The sequence below is a fragment of the Neomelitea salexigens DSM 19753 genome, from assembly GCF_000422345.1.
GTDB lineage: Bacteria > Pseudomonadota > Gammaproteobacteria > Pseudomonadales > Spongiibacteraceae > Spongiibacter > Spongiibacter marinus_A.
In genome coordinates this window covers 69,718-84,284 of record NZ_AULP01000005.1, presented here as the reverse complement: position 1 = coordinate 84,284, position 14,567 = coordinate 69,718, and the positions used below count along the sequence as shown (strand labels likewise).

Sequence of the window (14,567 nt, the reverse complement as noted above, 5' to 3'; positions counted from 1 at the left end):
AAAATAATAAGCGGGTTGGGGTGTTATCAGTGCTGGCTTTAGCGGTAAATACGAGCATCCGGTGGGTGGTGTTATGAACACGTTGATTTCTTTGGATAGGCTCCGGTTTCTGCTCAACCGCTTCGAGGAGAAGCTTTGGGTACGTCCACTGGCGGTGTGCAGTATGTCAGTTGCAGTGGTGTTTGCGGCGAGCCTTGTCGATGACCTCCACTTTGCCGCTTATCTTCCCGCAGTTTCTAAAGACTCAATTGAAACCCTTCTGTCGTTACTGGCGGCCAGTATGTTGGTGATCGCCACGTTTTCGGTGGGCGCTATGGTATCGGCCTATGCCGCTGCCAGCGGCACAGCAACTCCGCGTTCTTTTACCTTGGTACTTGCCGATGACGGCTCTCAGAATGCGCTCTCGACATTTGTCGGCGCGTTTATCTTTAGTGTGGTTGCGCTCACTGCCGTTAAAAATGATTTCTATCAGCACGCGGGTCTATTTTCTGTTTTTGTACTGACGGTGATGACGTTTGCGGTGGTTATCGTGACCTTCGTGCGCTGGGTTGACAACATTGCGCGGTTGGGCCGAGTTGGCTCTACGATTGAAAAGGTCGAGAGCGCAACACGCGACGCGCTCATTCGGCGGCGAGACAAGCCAACCCTCGGCGGTGTTGTTGCACCGAAGCAAGTTATTACCGGGCAGCCGGTGTACGCCGCTAAGATTGGCTACGTGCAACACATCGATATGGCTGCGCTGCAGGGCTGGGCAGAGCAAGTTGATGTCAAAGTGGTGGTGGCGGCGCTGCCGGGTACCTTTGTTTGTTCTAATCAGCCACTTGCATACCTTGATGCAGCGAGTGCAGCGCTGGCAGAGTCGGATTGCCGCTGCCTTGTAGAGTCTTTCGAGGTGGGGAGTGATCGCACCTATGAGGACGACCCGCGGTTTGGCTTAGTCGCCTTGTCGGAGATCGCTGCCCGTGCGCTTTCCCCTGCGGTAAATGACCCCGGTACGGCGATAAAAGTCATTGGCTCAATGGTGCGGTTGATCTCTCTTTTCGAAGGACCGAAGCCAGAACAGGGTAAGCCGGATTTTGATCGGATCGCGGTTCCGGAAGTGTCGGTGGACGACATGTTCGATGATGCGTTTACCGCCATCGCACGCGACGGCGCTGGCGCAGTAGAAGTGTGCATACGCCTGCAGAAAGCCTTAACGTCGCTGGATTCGCTCGGCAATGATGATATTAGTAAAGCGGCGCAATATCACAGAGACTTAGCATTAAAGCGCGCAACGATAGCACTGGCATTAGATGAAGATTTAACTGCGGTCAAAGAGGTTGCTAGCGCGGCCCAGTCCGTGATTAAACACGCATAATAATGATAAGAATACAGAGCCTGTGGTGCCGAGTTGTGCGCCGTAATCGAAGTTGGCGCGAGCGATTGAGGTGCTGCGCGAGGGAGGTATGCGGCTGGCCATTGACGACGCCGGCGCGGGCTATGCCAGCTTTCAGCATGTTTTAGAGCTTGATGCCGACATCATCAAACTGGATGCCAGTCTGACGCAAAATATCCATGCCGAGCCTGGAAAGTATTCGCTTGCGAAAGCGCTATGTGCTTTTGCGAATTCGGCCGGTTGCTCAATTATTGCCGAGGGTCTTGAGACCGAGGAGGATTTTCAGGCCCTCAGGAAGCTGGGAGTGGATAAGGTGCAGGGCTATTTGCTTGGTCGCCCAGTGCCGTTACAGGAAGCCGTGTCAGCTCAGCATCAGTGCATATAAGCAGTGCCGCAGAGGCTGGCCAGTGGGCACCTGCTGTGTGATGAGAGTAGCGATGCTGCGCAAGCTAGCTATTTCTCTTAGCTTCTTTTAGTGCCTCCATCTGCTCCGCAATCGCTTGTGCCTCAGCCGTGATCATCGAATATGATCTGATATCGCCATTGCGCTGCGCGTGCATCGCTTTTTCCAGTTTGGCCAGATACGCCTTGTTGAGCTTGGCGACGGGGTCTTTTTTGAAGAGCGAAAACATGGTGTGGTCCTTGTAAACGTTTCTTCTTATCTACGGCGGAAGACCCGTTCTGGTTGTGACGCGTTGAGCGGGGAGCGCCCGCACACTTACCCGACATCATTGGTGACCCAATGAGCAGGCCGCCAGCCGCGCTCGCATACGGCCTGTTACTGAACAGCGATCACTTCCCGCCGTAGGCGTTTATCAGCGTGTTGATCGTCGCTTTGATCTGATGGCGGTCGTAGCCCAGTTCGTCAACGGCTTCCGGCTCATAGCTAACCGTTGCACCGGCGCCGGCAAACATAATCACATTTGGCAGAAGCGGGTGGTCGTCCTCCCGGACCTCGAGCGTTTGCGGGCTGCCCGCTGCGTCGAACCAGAGTTCGAGGTATTCCTTCCAGCTGTAATTCTCATCGCCCAGCAAATAGGCCCGGCCTGATTCGCCGTGATCCAAGGCCGCCAGCGTCGCCTGGGCCACCGAGTGAGAGCTAATGTGGTTTGTGCCGCCCTTGGGGGCAAACACCGGCAGCTCTAAGGCGCCGCTGGCGTAGGCCACCAGCGCGCCAATATGGGGAATGTCCAGCCCGGGTATGTGCCCCATCACGAAGGGTAAATTCAGGCTGCATACGCTGAAGTTGTCGCTGCTCATTGCGCGCACCGCCTCATCGGTATTACTGCGCGACGTCACATAGGGGCACTCGCCAATACGATGCGCCGCCACCTGCGGGTAGAAGGTGCCAATGTATACGGCGCGGCGCACACCGGCCTCGCGAGCAGCGGCAAAAAAACGCGGTACCGCGCTGTCGTTCACTTCCCGGTAGAAGTCTTCCGGCGTGACGCTGCCATCCATCGGCAGTTGTCGGATATCAGCTGCGGCCGCGAAGACTATGGCATCAAAGCCTTTTAGGCGACCGTCGCCCATATCGTCGTTGACGTAGTCTCCCTGCAAAAAAGGCAGGGCCGCCAGCGCCGGCGCTGTTGGCTTGTTGCGCGCCATAATAGTCACGTTGTGACCGTGTGATTTCAGATAGAGGGCCGCGTCGCCGCCAATCAAGCCGGAGCCACCGACAACAAGTACATTCATAGTTATGCTCTCGTTATTGTGCGTGTAAATGGAATTTAGCTATTGAGCGGGTGATCGCTGGTCCACACCACGGTCACGTCCCGGCGGGCGTAGCGGTAGGCGCCCTCGGCGTACACCACTTGTTCCTGGTAGCGAATCCCCATGTCCAGCTTTCGTCCCTGACCGGCCTTTTCGTAGATATGGGAGGCAATGCAGTAGGTTTCGCCTTCGTAGCAGTCGCCTTGCCACTCGCCCAGCTGATTGCCAACCAAATGAAAGGTCGCGCTATAGTTATCGGCGAGTAGATTCAGCATGCCGACAAAGGCATCGGCACTCTCACAAAGCCACTCTGGGCCGCGCTGGGTAAAGTCGTCGACGAGTAGCTCGCGCATGGCGTCGAACGTTCGGTCGTCGACAATCTGCGCATAGCGAAGCGCCAGGGCCTGGGCATCTTGCACGCTGTGCATACACCAACCTCCAGAATTGATGGAATCGCTACAGTCTACGAAAGACTGCGCTGTTATAGTTAGTTCAATGAAATAACAATTATTGTGAGAAAATGTACAAATGGACTGGGATGATATTCGCTACTTCACGGTGCTCGCGCGCAGCGGCTCGCTCAGTAGTGCGGCGCGCAAACTGGGTGTGACCCATGTCACCGTGGCTCGCCGTATCGACCGCTTGGAAACGCGGCGCAAGGTAAAGCTCTTTCACCGCCGCCAGAGTGGCTACCGCCTGACTATTGCCGGCGAACGCCTGATGAGCGACGCCGAAGCGGTGGAAGAGCGCTGTATTAATTTCGAGCGGAAAATGCGCGGCCAGTCCGATGTGCTGGCCGGTCCCTTAACGCTGTCGATTCCCGAGACCACATTGATCGATCTGTCGGCGCCGTTAGCTGATTTTATGCGGCGATACCCTGATATCGAGCTCACTGTGTTTGCCACTTCTGCGCAACACAACCTGAATCAGTCTCAGGCAGATATTCTTATCCGCATCACCGACCACCCGCCGGAGTTGTTGGTTGGGCGAAAACTGACGGATATTTCCCTGTTTGCCTATGGCACACGGGAGTATCTGGAGAGCATCGACGGTGAGTTGAATAAGGCCTCTTGGGGCATTTGGCAGGCGGCCTTTGACAGCAATCACGGCGATCGCTACTTCCGCAATATGGTCGAAGACCCGCAAATCACCTTGCGCACCAATAGCAACAGTCAGTTGGTGGCAATGGTTCGGCAGGGTGTTGTGCTCGGCTTAATGACGGCGCCCATCGCCAGGCGCTACCCTGAGCTTTTGCCCGTTTGCGATGATCCATTGGTGACCACCGAGCTGTGGTTGCTTACCCATACTGATCTGCGTGACTCACGCCGGGTGCGTTGTTTTATGGACTTTATGTCGGAAACGGCCCTGCGCCCTTGGGTACGTTGAATCCCTTTGCCCGGCCCAAAAGCCAGCGCGCAAGCGGCAGGCGCGACGCTATCGCGCCATTAATAAATCGATTAGTGTGCGTTGCTTTGTTCGGCTGGAGCGGAAATACACGCCTCTCCCGCTTTTTACAGACAGTAAGGTAGACGATATGAAATTGTCCCCGCGGCTATTTAAATTGATGCTTAATTGTTATCCGCCCTACATCGGTGCGGGTGTAAAGGTGGACTACGTCAGTCCGGATTGGCAGCAGTTGCAGGTCTCTATGCCTTTGCGCTGGTATAACCGCAACGCGGTGGGCACGCATTTTGGCGGCAGCCTGTATTCGATGGTTGACCCCCACATTATGCTGCTGCTCATGCAGATTTTCGGCAAAGACTATTTAGTCTGGGATAAATCCGCAGATATCGAATTTATCAAACCGGGGCAGTCCAAAGTCACGGCGGTGATGACCATTTCAGATGAAGATATCCAGAATATTCGCGATAACACTGCAAACGGCGACAAGTACTTTGCTCATTTCACCGTCGATATTGTCGATGCCTCCAAGCAACTTGTGTCGCGGGTGCGCAAGGTGATTTACATCAGAAAAAAGCCGCAGGCTCGCGCCAAGTAAAGGCGAAATAGGGCGGCTGGATTGCCCTGTGTCAGGGGCTTTCCGTATCCAACGCTAACTCCACCCAGCCCTTGATGGCCTCAATGTATACGAAGCTCGCATTCAATGCGCTGACCTCGCGCACATCGCCGTGGCGGGGTGGGTCGTAGCTCTCCAGGCCTTCGAGGGCGAGGCTGCTGGCCATGCTGGGTTTGCTGGTAAGGGTGGCGGGGGTGGTGTCGAGATGAAGTTCATGCGCGCTCCATATTTCGCCCTGTCGCTCAACGGGCTTGTTGGCATGTTGGTCGGCAAAAACGAATACGGCGGCAGTACCGGCCATTTTTTTGTAGTGCATGCTGCTACCCATTGAAATCAATCAAAAGCTAACACTACGGGGCCGCGGCTGAGGCTGTGCTGACTTGGATCAAGCGCTTTTCACAAAGTGGCTTGGTGAAGCAGAAAGAGAGATGGCGTTGCAAAGGGGGCATTGCGAAGGGGCAGGGCACTGGCAGCGTTGCCAGTGCCAACGGCCTTCCTTACTTGCTTGCGGTGGTATTGCGTGCTTCGAGTTCAATAATTGCGAGGTTTTCCTTCAACACTTTTTTGCCAACACCGGGCACCTCCAGCAGGGCTTCGCGGTCTTGGAATGGGCCGTGTTTTTCTCGGTAACGCACAATGGCTTGCGCGCGTTTTGGGCCCACGCCCTTCAGCTCGGTGAGCTCGGCAGCCGTGGCCGTGTTGATATTCAGTGCACTGGCTGGGGCTGAGAAGGTCAGCGCCAGCACAAAGAACATACTGATAAGTGTTGCGAGTTGTGGCAGTGAGTAGCTCATCATCCAAATCCTTTTGTTGATGAAATAGAGGTGTGCGGTCCATGCACAATTTGAGTGTAGCACAGCATCTTAGACGTGCTTGCCCGGCGCTAACATCCTGTGCCAGAAGGGCTTAATGCGCTCGGCGACGCAGTAGCCGTCCAAACTTTTGCTTGCCCAGTTGCGGCGAAAATTGCTGGTCGCGCCATGCACTTTGGCCACCAATAAACACCTGTGTTACCACGCCATCGGAGCGATTAACCAATTGCTCGTGCCGGAATTCCTCGCGGTAGCGCCGCTCTACATTGGTTTGGCCGTCGTAATTAGCAAGTTGCTTTGGGTCAACCAAAATCAGGTCGGCGGTGTCGCCAATATCAATACTGCCACCGTCCACGCCGAACACGTCGGCGGCGTCGCAGGTCAGGCGTTTCACCATGTAGCTCACGTCCTTGTCGCCGCCCTGAGCCGCCAGCTTTAAGCAGCGCAGGTTCACGTCGTAAAAGGCCATGTTGGTGAGGTGGGCGCCGCTGTCGTTAAAACCGGGCAACAGAAGCGGGTTCATAATCAGCTCGCGGACCTTTTGCGGGCTCCTGTTTGCGGTGATCGTGCTCCACGATAGCGCGGTGTCAAAGCTGCGCAGCAATTGCAGCATAAAGTCGGCTTCGTCGTTGATTGCGGTGAAGTCGCGTTCGACGAGCTGCCGCTCTTCTTCGCCGAGGTCTTGCGGTGGCCGCTGCTGCAATATTGCCACTACGCGCTCATACACGGTTTGCAGGTCTTTGCCCTGCCAGTTTTCGATGGGGCAGCGCTCGACGGTCATATCGGCAAGAGTGCGATTGAAGGCGTAGTCTTCGAGCTTGAGTTTGCGCTTCAGGCGCGCCAGCCCCCAGCCCTGTTTACCGCTCATCCACATGCGCTTAAAGGCGCGAATATAGTCCGGGTCATTGAGGATGGCGAGGCGCGCAGCGCGGTCTTCTAAGTCGGTTTCATTGAGCGCGCGCAGTTCGGGGATTTCCTCTGATAGTGGCGTAATGACGCCGTCGGCCCAGGTTTTGAACGCGGCGCCAAGGGCCTGCATATGGAAGTTGCCTTTCAGCCAGCGGCTGTTGAGCATTCGAGCCAAAAACAGGGCCAGGCGAACAATCTTCTTGTTGTTGGCGATATCCAGTGCGGCGACCACGGTGGTGGTGAGGGGGCGGCCGTGTAAGCGGCCGCTGGTGAGCAGAAACGTTTTCAGTGTACCCAGGGCGCTGTCTTTAGGGGGTGTTGCCTGCCAGATGCCGCCGGCGTCACGCACCACTTGGGTGAGCGCTTTTAGCTCGCCATATTTGGCGAATTGTGTCGGGATGGTTTTGTGGCAGTTGGGTTGGTTCGCCAGGTAGTGAAAGGGCAGGGCGTCGGTGGAAAGGCCAACGTAGCCGTCGGCGAGTGCATTTTTCAGCGCACTTTGCATGGCGCTGAGCTCGGCCTGGCTGGGGTCGCGACTAATGCTGTCATTAAAGCCCATGGCATCAATGCGCAGCATGGAGTGGGGCAGCAGGGTGACCACATTCGGGCCGAGTGCGAGGCCATCGAGATGGTGCAGGTATTCGGCCGGGGTCTGCCAGGAGACTTTCTCGGCGCAGTCTCGCAGTACACCCTTGGGAATATTCTCGACGCGGGCATAGCAGTCAACGATGGGGTCGGCGCCGTTTTCGCGCTGCGCGCCGAAAGCCAGCCCCAGGCTGCAGTTGGCGATCACCACTGTGGTAGTGCCGTGGCGGGTGGACTCGGGCAGTCCCGGTGCGACCTCCAATTCCAGGTCGTAGTGGGTGTGAATATCAAAGAGTCCGGGCATGGCCCACAGGCCCTTAGCGTCGATGACTTCGGTGTTTGGTCCGGGTTCGAGCGCGGAGCCGCGGGCGACAATGCGGCCGTTGCCGATGGCAATGTCTTCGATAACCGGGTTATGGCCTCGGTTAAATACCTTGGCCTGTTTAATCAGGGTATCTATGTCGGTCGGGGCGATGCTGCTGTGTTGGTTTGTCATTATTGTTATTCCCGTTTTGGTTTAGCTTGGGTGGTGTAAATAGCTGGCGAGCATTCGGGCTGCCTGCTGAATAACCGCGTCTTTGTCCTGTTTCGTTTCGCTGTGAAATACATGGCGATGAACCACGCCTTCAGCCATCGCAAAGAGGTTGTAGGCCACGAGGTCGGCATTGGGCAGCTTGAGCGCGTGGACAAACTGCACCACGTGCTGCTGCAGTTTGGCTTCGCCGCGGTTGAGAATGTCGGCGAGCGTGCCGTCGACGTTGCGGCGGTGTTCGAAGATCTGGTGGAGCTCGGGCTTCTGTTCGTGGAAGTCGTAGATAAAGCGCAGGCTGTTTTCCAGGCGCGCCTCGATGTCTGTCGTGGGCGGGCTGCTCTGGTGGTCATCAAGGGTGTGCTCGAGCTCGAAAAACCACTGCTCGGCCAGCGTGTGCAGCATGTCGTCTTTGTTGTCGAAATACTGATAAAAGGTTCCCGTCGCAACCTCGGCGTGTTCAGCAACAATTTTTGCCGTACAGCCCTCGTACCCCAGTTTGGCAAAGCAGTGCTCAGCGGCGCCGATTAGTGCATTGCGTTTGGCGAGTGCGCGCTGTTGTGTGGGCAGGGCTTTCATGAGTGTTAGTGGGCCTTGTGTTGTTGTGGGGCTAGGGTTAGTTCAGTATAAATTGAACTAGACGTCAAGTTCGGATTTAGCTACGGTAATTGCAACAACAATAACAAGGGGCGAAATAATGGCTGTCGCAAACGATAAAACACTGTGGAATGAGGCCAGCAAGCAGCGGTGGCGAGAGCAGGGGCAGATGCTAACGGTGCTGGGCCACCGTCTGTTCGTGCGCGATGACGGCGCTGCAGATCAACCGACAATACTTCTGATTCACGGCTTTCCCACATCCAGCTGGGACTGGCAGGGTTTGTGGGAAGGGCTGCGCCCGGACTACCGACTGATTACCCTGGATATGCTCGGCTTTGGTTTTTCTGATAAACCCGATCGCCGCGACTACAGCATTCATTTGCAGGCTGATTTGGTGGAGGCCGTGCTCAGCGAGTTGGGTGTGCAGCGCTATCACGTGCTGGCCCACGATTACGGTGACACCGTCGCGCAGGAACTACTAGCCCGTCAGCAGGAGGGCAGTGGCGTCGGGCAGTGGTTGTCCGGCTGCTTTTTAAACGGCGGCTTATTCCCGGAAACCCACCGCGCCTTGTTAACGCAGAAATTATTGCTGTCGCCAATTGGGCCGCTGCTGAATCGCCTGTCGGGCTTTGCCCAATTTCGCAAGAATTTCAGCAGGGTATTCGGCCCGGATACTCAGCCCGGCGACACGGAGTTAAACGCCTTTTGGTCTTTGATCAACGAAAATGATGGCAAGCATATCTTCCATAATTTGATTACCTATATGCGAGACCGAAAGCAGCATCGGCAGCGTTGGCTGGAGCCATTGCAGCGCGCAGAGCTGCCACTGGCGCTGATTAATGGCTCGGTTGATCCGGTCTCCGGTGATCACATGGTGCAGCGCTACCAACAGCTTGAGTGCCGCCTGGACTTTCTAGCGCGCCTGCCGCGCATCGGCCACTACCCGCAGGTGGAAGCCCCCAGCGAGGTGCTGACGGAGTACAAAAACTTCCTCGCCACGGTATCGGCGGACGACTAGCGCGGATATAAGGCGGCGCGGCTTTCGCTAAATTTCGGTTCGCGGCGGTGAGGCGGGGGCATTTATTGTGATGATTCCTGCCCCAGCGGGCTTGCGGCATGGCACCGGCGGGCAAAGAGCGTTAAAATGGCGGCCTTTTTCCCACCCTGCGGCCCAGGTGCCTGCAGGCGTTTTTCGGAGTGTGTTATGTCGGATATCAACAAGGTGGTACTGGCCTATTCTGGCGGCCTGGACACCTCGGTCATTGTTAGATGGCTTCAGGAAACCTATGACTGTGAAGTGGTGACCTTTACTGCTGACATCGGTCAGGGCGAAGAGGTTGAGCCAGCCCGCGCTAAGGCTGAGGCGCTGGGTGTGAAAGAAATCTACATCGATGATCTGCGCGAAGAATACGTGCGCGACTTTGTGTTTCCGATGTTCCGCGCCAATGCCATTTATGAAGGCGAGTACCTGCTGGGTACCTCTATTGCCCGCCCGCTGATCGCCAAGCGCCTGATCGAGATCGCTAATGAAACCGGCGCCGATGCCATTTCGCACGGTGCCACAGGTAAGGGGAATGACCAGGTACGCTTCGAGCTGGGCGCGTACTCACTGAAGCCGGGTATTCAGGTGATTGCTCCCTGGCGCGAGTGGGATCTGACCTCTCGCGAAACGCTGATGGCCTACTGCGAGACCCACAATATCCCGGTGGATTTCTCCAGCAAAAAGAAGAAGTCGCCCTATTCTATGGACGCCAACCTGCTGCATATCTCCTATGAAGGCGGCAAGCTGGAGGACCCTTACTGGGAGCCTGAAGAAGACATGTGGCGCTGGAGTGTTAGTCCCGAGGCCGCGCCCGACAAGCCAACCTATATCGAGATCGGCTACCAAAACGGTGACCCGGTTACGCTGAACGGCGAAGCGCTGAGCCCCGCGACCATGCTCGAGACCTTGAACAAGCTTGGCGGCGCCAACGGTATTGGCCGTCTGGACTTGGTTGAAAACCGCTACGTGGGTATGAAGTCGCGCGGTTGTTACGAAACACCGGGCGGCACGATCATGCTCAAGGCTCACCGCGCTATTGAATCGATCACGCTGGACCGCGAAGCGGCCCACCTGAAAGATGAGCTGATGCCGCGCTACGCCAAGCTGGTTTACAACGGTTACTGGTTTAGCCCCGAGCGCCGGATGCTGCAAACTGCCATTGATGAGTCCCAGGGCTTTGTGAATGGCAGCGTGCGTCTGAAACTCTATAAAGGCAATGTGGTCGTAGTAGGTCGAAAGTCAGACAACTCCTTGTTCGACGAAGCGATTGCCACCTTTGAAGACGACGCCGGCGCCTATGACCAAAAAGACGCCGAAGGCTTCATTAAACTCAATGCATTGCGCTTGCGCATCGCCGCGAACAAAGGCCGCTCGCAACTGTAAGGCAGGGCGGTGATGAGTAAGGGGGCTGCGCAGGCCCCCTTTTGCTGTGCGCAGCAGTGACTTAACAACAATAGTAATGAATGAAATAGCGCTGCGGCGCTTTCCTCTGATTTAAGGCGTATTGATGATGGGATCCACCAAGGCTTTTGCAAAAACTCTATCGGTGCTTGCCGCTGCCGCACTCGGCCTGGCTGCCTGTAGTGGCGACAGTAGCTCCAGTAGCCGCAGCTTGTCCTATGAACTCAATTCGCGACAATTTTTTGTTGAGGAGTCGCTGGGCAGCGTGCAATTCCAAGGCGGCGCCAGCTTGGATCTCAGCCTGTCGATCGGCAGTAGTGCGTTTCGCTCGACCGATGAGGGCAATAATTTTTTCTACACCTTAAGTGACCGCGGCCCGACCTTTGACTGTTCAGAGAGCCAGGCAATTATCGGTGTAGCGAATTTGTGTGGTGGGAATGCGGGCACGGTTTTCGCATTGCCACAGTTTGCGCCGCAAATTCAAAAGTGGAAGCTCAGCGGCGTGGGCACCAAGCTCAGCATTGAGAAGCTTGAAACGATCCAAATTTCCACCCAGAACGGTTCTGGCGTGAATGGCTTGCCGAATGAAGGGTCTGGCGAAGTGGGTTACGACCCCAATGGCAATGAGCTGGGCACCAGTGCCAATGGCTTCGACCCCGAAGCGTTGGTGCGGCTGAATAATGGTCGCTTCTGGGTGGCCGATGAATACGGCCCCAGCCTGGTGTTATTAGAAAGTGACGGCCGCATTGTGCGCCGCGAAGTTCCCCTGGGGCGCGGCGTCGACTACGTTGCTGCCGGGTATACCGTGAGTGAAGGCTTCTTGCCCGGTATTCTTGCTCGTCGCCAAGTCGACCGCGGAATTTCAGCCTTGGCAGTGACGCCAGACAACGAATTTTTATACTTTGTGATGGAAGCGCCGCTGGCTAATCCCAGTGTGGCGGCGGTAGCTGATTCACGCGTGGTGCGCATCGTTAAACTGGCGTTGAATGACGACGGTAGCATTGCCAGTGTTGATGGCGAATACCTGTATCGCCTGGATACACCCTCACAGTTTGCGACCAAACACGATGGTAAAGGCGCGCTGGACAACGGTGAGTTTGTCAGCCAAAGCGAGGTGCGTGTAACCGAAGCGGCCGCTGTGGATGTGGACAGCTTGGTGGTGGTTGAGCAGGCTCGCGACGTCAGTAAGTACTACCGAATCAACCTCGCCAATGCGACCAGTATTCTGGGTAGCCAGTGGGATCAAGAGAGCACCTCGCCCAGCCTGGAAGAGCAGTTCCTTGTCAGCGATGCGCCCTTTGTCGTGAAGCAATTGGGCTTTGACAGTTTGAGCATGCCGCTGCCGGCGGGTATTGATGCGCTCGGCGAAAATGTTGAAGGCCTGGCATTGCTCAGCTCGGCGTTTGTCGCCGTGGTGTCGGATAACCGCTATGGCGTGTATGACCAAAGCAGTGCTGGCGCGCGCAGCCGTATCAGCATTTTGCCGCTGGGCAGCTTTATTATCAGTAGCACGCCGCCCTATCGCCCAAGCTTGGATTATGCAGAGTCGGCGAGCTATCAGCGGCCTGATGCTCAACCCGACACTGGCGCGGCAGAGATTGTTGCCGTGGATACCACCAATGACCAGCTGTTTGTGGTCAATGCCCAGCTTGGTATTGTCGAAGTGTTAGATATTGAAACGCCTCTGCAGCCAACGCTGTTGGGGCAACTCGATATTGCGGCGGCGGCCACCGATAGCGGTGTGAACCTGGGCGCTATCAATAGCGTGGCCGTGGGCACACAACACGTTGCCGTTGCTATTGAAAACAGCGGCCGTCAGCAAAACGGCATTGCCGCGCTATACAACCTTGAAGACCTTACCCTGGCGGCGACGTTCGAGGTGGGGGCAGGGCCGGATATGTTGACCTTTGACCTGCTGGCGCAGCGCTTGCTGGTCGCCAATGAAGGCGAGCCCAATGACGACTACAGCATTGACCCCGAAGGCAGCGTAACCCTGATTGACCTGACTGACGGTGTTGATGCGGCGGAAGTCACGCAGATCGGTTTCAGTGAATTTAATGTTGGCGGTGCGCGCGCCAGCGAATTGCCCGCCGGTGTGCGTGTATTCGGGCCGGGTGCCAGTGTCGCCCAGGATTTGGAGCCGGAGTACATAGGCGTCGCGCTGAACAACAGCAAAGCCTTCGTCAGCTTGCAGGAAAACAACGCGGTAGCGGTGATCGATTTCGATAGCAAATCGGTCAGCGAGATTTTTGCGCTGGGCACCAAAGACTTTGGTGTGAAGGGCAATGAGCTGGATGTTAACGACGACGGCACCATTAACTTTGGGCTGTGGCCGGGCGTGGTGGGCATGTACCAGCCGGATGCGATCGCGGCCTATCAGTTTGCAGGTAAGAACTTCTTCGTTACCGCCAACGAAGGTGATGCCCGCGATTACAGCGGTTTTTCCGAGGAGCTGCGCGCCAGTGAACTCGATGGTGTGAGTGGCCCGGATATCGACCCGGCAAACCCCAGCGCCAATGCTGCCGCTGACGACAGCCAACTTGGCCGCTTGAAGGTGAGCAGCGAAGCGGGCAATACCGATGCTGACAACGACATTGAAGAAATTAGCGCCTTCGGTGCGCGGTCCTTTGCGATCTGGGATGAAGAGGGCAACTTAGTCTTCGACTCCGGCGCGGATTTGCTGCGCGTGACCCACGCATTGCTGGGCAATAACGCCAACGATCGCGACACCCGCAGCGACGACAAAGGTGCCGAGCCCGAAGGCCTGACGCTGATCGCCAGTCTGGGGCGTGTCTATGCCTTTATCGGTTTGGAGCGTACCGGCGGCATTGCGGTGTACGACGTGACGTCGCCCTACGGCGTGCAGTTTGTGCAGTATGTGAACAACCGCAATTTTGCGGCTGATCTGCAAAACGAAACGGGCGATGTGGGCCCAGAGGGGCTGACCGGCTTCTTGAAAGAGGGAGTGGGTTACATTGTTGTTGGCAACGAGGTGAGTGGCAATGTACGCATCTTCGAACTCGACGCCGGCAACGTCACCAATTAACTAAGACTTAACCGGCCGCTTCTGTAGTTTTCGCTGCAAAGTGCGCCGGTGCATTCCCAGCTGCCGCGCCGTGGCAGAGATATTGCCATCGTTATCCTTCAGAGCCTGTTGAATATGCTCCCAGGTCATACGCTCCAGCGACGGTGCGTTGCTGGGGGGAGGGGCTTGCCCTGGCTCAGGCTTTGAGTTCTCCTCTAGCGCGGCGAGAATCGCGGCGGTGCCGGCGGGCTTCTGCAAATAATTATCTGCACCCAGTTTTATGGCATCCACTGCGGTGGCGATACTGGAATAGCCGGTCAGCATCAGCATGCGTATGTCGGGGAAGCGGTTGCGCAGATAAGGAATAATGTTCAGACCCGACTCTTGGTCAATTTTCAGGTCTACCACCGCATAATGCGGAACGTATTGCTGACAGCATTCGCGGGCTTCATCGAGGTTATTCGCCAGCTTTACCTCATAGCCTTTGCGCGTTAGCGAGCGTTGCAGGGCGGTGCAAAAGGCGTCGTCATCATCAATGACTAAAAAGCGTTTAGCGGTCATG

At 56.3% G+C, this 14,567-nt stretch carries 15 protein-coding genes; 7 read left to right on the top strand and 8 right to left on the bottom strand.

The features are described 5' to 3' along the window. Positions 1–73: 73 nt before the first annotated feature. Both H573_RS0109320 and H573_RS0109315 read left to right on the top strand, forming a co-directional pair. Positions 74–1,357 (top strand): DUF2254 domain-containing protein, encoded by a 1,284-nt coding sequence (locus H573_RS0109320; protein ID WP_027874029.1) that lies wholly within the window; start codon positions 74–76, stop codon positions 1,355–1,357. Between the two features lie 52 nt (positions 1,358–1,409). Next, entirely contained in the window at positions 1,410–1,760 is a 351-nt protein-coding gene (locus H573_RS0109315) for an EAL domain-containing protein (RefSeq protein ID WP_027874028.1), read from the top strand. A 64-nt stretch (positions 1,761–1,824) separates the two neighbouring features. On the opposite strand, the gene H573_RS0109310 is transcribed toward H573_RS0109315, so the two are convergent. The 3 genes from H573_RS0109310 to H573_RS0109300 form a co-directional block, all read right to left on the bottom strand. Further along, on the bottom strand, positions 1,825–2,007 hold the full coding sequence (locus H573_RS0109310) for a DUF6435 family protein (RefSeq protein WP_027874027.1): 183 nt from the start codon (positions 2,005–2,007) through the stop codon (positions 1,825–1,827). Positions 2,008–2,167: 160 nt separating this feature from the next. Continuing rightward, complete coding sequence (locus H573_RS0109305; protein ID WP_027874026.1) at positions 2,168–3,070, bottom strand: NAD-dependent epimerase/dehydratase family protein; 903 nt, start codon at positions 3,068–3,070, stop codon at positions 2,168–2,170. Positions 3,071–3,105: 35 nt separating this feature from the next. Further along, complete coding sequence (locus tag H573_RS0109300; RefSeq protein ID WP_027874025.1) at positions 3,106–3,516, bottom strand: nuclear transport factor 2 family protein; 411 nt, start codon at positions 3,514–3,516, stop codon at positions 3,106–3,108. 100 nt (positions 3,517–3,616) lie between these two features. Here H573_RS0109300 and H573_RS0109295 point away from each other — a divergent pair, with 100 nt between their 5' ends. Next, positions 3,617–4,474 (top strand): LysR family transcriptional regulator, encoded by an 858-nt coding sequence (locus H573_RS0109295; RefSeq protein WP_027874024.1) that lies wholly within the window; start codon positions 3,617–3,619, stop codon positions 4,472–4,474. Positions 4,475–4,622: 148 nt separating this feature from the next. Beyond that, entirely contained in the window at positions 4,623–5,087 is a 465-nt protein-coding gene (locus H573_RS0109290; protein WP_027874023.1) for a DUF4442 domain-containing protein, read from the top strand. Between the two features lie 31 nt (positions 5,088–5,118). Here H573_RS0109290 and H573_RS0109285 read toward each other — a convergent pair whose 3' ends face one another. The 4 genes from H573_RS0109285 to H573_RS0109270 form a co-directional block, all read right to left on the bottom strand. Then, on the bottom strand, positions 5,119–5,421 hold the full coding sequence (locus H573_RS0109285; RefSeq protein WP_234701854.1) for a hypothetical protein: 303 nt from the start codon (positions 5,419–5,421) through the stop codon (positions 5,119–5,121). A 181-nt stretch (positions 5,422–5,602) separates the two neighbouring features. Next, a complete protein-coding gene (locus H573_RS0109280; RefSeq protein ID WP_027874021.1) occupies positions 5,603–5,902 on the bottom strand; it encodes a ComEA family DNA-binding protein in 300 nt (99 codons plus the stop codon). Positions 5,903–6,011: 109 nt separating this feature from the next. Beyond that, positions 6,012–7,907: an N-acyl-D-amino-acid deacylase family protein gene (locus H573_RS0109275; protein ID WP_051171169.1), complete on the bottom strand. Its 1,896-nt coding sequence runs from the start codon at positions 7,905–7,907 to the stop codon at positions 6,012–6,014. A gap of 21 nt (positions 7,908–7,928) precedes the next feature. Further along, entirely contained in the window at positions 7,929–8,519 is a 591-nt protein-coding gene (locus tag H573_RS0109270) for a TetR/AcrR family transcriptional regulator (RefSeq protein WP_027874019.1), read from the bottom strand. A 118-nt stretch (positions 8,520–8,637) separates the two neighbouring features. Between H573_RS0109270 and H573_RS0109265 the strand changes: the two genes are divergently transcribed. The 3 genes from H573_RS0109265 (at position 8,638) to H573_RS19005 (ending at position 14,026) form a co-directional block, all read left to right on the top strand. Further along, positions 8,638–9,555: an alpha/beta fold hydrolase gene (locus tag H573_RS0109265; protein ID WP_051171168.1), complete on the top strand. Its 918-nt coding sequence runs from the start codon at positions 8,638–8,640 to the stop codon at positions 9,553–9,555. Positions 9,556–9,741: 186 nt separating this feature from the next. Continuing rightward, a complete protein-coding gene (locus H573_RS0109260; protein WP_027874017.1) occupies positions 9,742–10,962 on the top strand; it encodes an argininosuccinate synthase in 1,221 nt (406 codons plus the stop codon). A gap of 124 nt (positions 10,963–11,086) precedes the next feature. After that, entirely contained in the window at positions 11,087–14,026 is a 2,940-nt protein-coding gene (locus tag H573_RS19005) for a choice-of-anchor I family protein (protein WP_051171167.1), read from the top strand. Here H573_RS19005 and H573_RS0109250 read toward each other — a convergent pair whose 3' ends face one another. Then, complete coding sequence (locus H573_RS0109250) at positions 14,027–14,566, bottom strand: response regulator transcription factor (RefSeq protein ID WP_027874015.1); 540 nt, start codon at positions 14,564–14,566, stop codon at positions 14,027–14,029. Position 14,567: the final 1 nt, after the last annotated feature.

Coding starts and splice junctions, on each gene's coding strand:
- H573_RS0109320 (WP_027874029.1), top strand. CDS start 74: ATGAACACGTTGATTTCTTTGGATAGGCTCCGGTTTCTGCTCAACCGC.
- H573_RS0109310 (WP_027874027.1), bottom strand. CDS start 2,007: ATGTTTTCGCTCTTCAAAAAAGACCCCGTCGCCAAGCTCAACAAGGCG.
- H573_RS0109305 (WP_027874026.1), bottom strand. CDS start 3,070: ATGAATGTACTTGTTGTCGGTGGCTCCGGCTTGATTGGCGGCGACGCG.
- H573_RS0109300 (WP_027874025.1), bottom strand. CDS start 3,516: ATGCACAGCGTGCAAGATGCCCAGGCCCTGGCGCTTCGCTATGCGCAG.
- H573_RS0109295 (WP_027874024.1), top strand. CDS start 3,617: ATGGACTGGGATGATATTCGCTACTTCACGGTGCTCGCGCGCAGCGGC.
- H573_RS0109290 (WP_027874023.1), top strand. CDS start 4,623: ATGAAATTGTCCCCGCGGCTATTTAAATTGATGCTTAATTGTTATCCG.
- H573_RS0109285 (WP_234701854.1), bottom strand. CDS start 5,421: ATGCACTACAAAAAAATGGCCGGTACTGCCGCCGTATTCGTTTTTGCC.
- H573_RS0109280 (WP_027874021.1), bottom strand. CDS start 5,902: ATGATGAGCTACTCACTGCCACAACTCGCAACACTTATCAGTATGTTC.
- H573_RS0109275 (WP_051171169.1), bottom strand. CDS start 7,907: ATGACAAACCAACACAGCAGCATCGCCCCGACCGACATAGATACCCTG.
- H573_RS0109270 (WP_027874019.1), bottom strand. CDS start 8,519: ATGAAAGCCCTGCCCACACAACAGCGCGCACTCGCCAAACGCAATGCA.
- H573_RS0109265 (WP_051171168.1), top strand. CDS start 8,638: ATGGCTGTCGCAAACGATAAAACACTGTGGAATGAGGCCAGCAAGCAG.
- H573_RS0109260 (WP_027874017.1), top strand. CDS start 9,742: ATGTCGGATATCAACAAGGTGGTACTGGCCTATTCTGGCGGCCTGGAC.
- H573_RS19005 (WP_051171167.1), top strand. CDS start 11,087: ATGATGGGATCCACCAAGGCTTTTGCAAAAACTCTATCGGTGCTTGCC.
- H573_RS0109250 (WP_027874015.1), bottom strand. CDS start 14,566: ATGACCGCTAAACGCTTTTTAGTCATTGATGATGACGACGCCTTTTGC.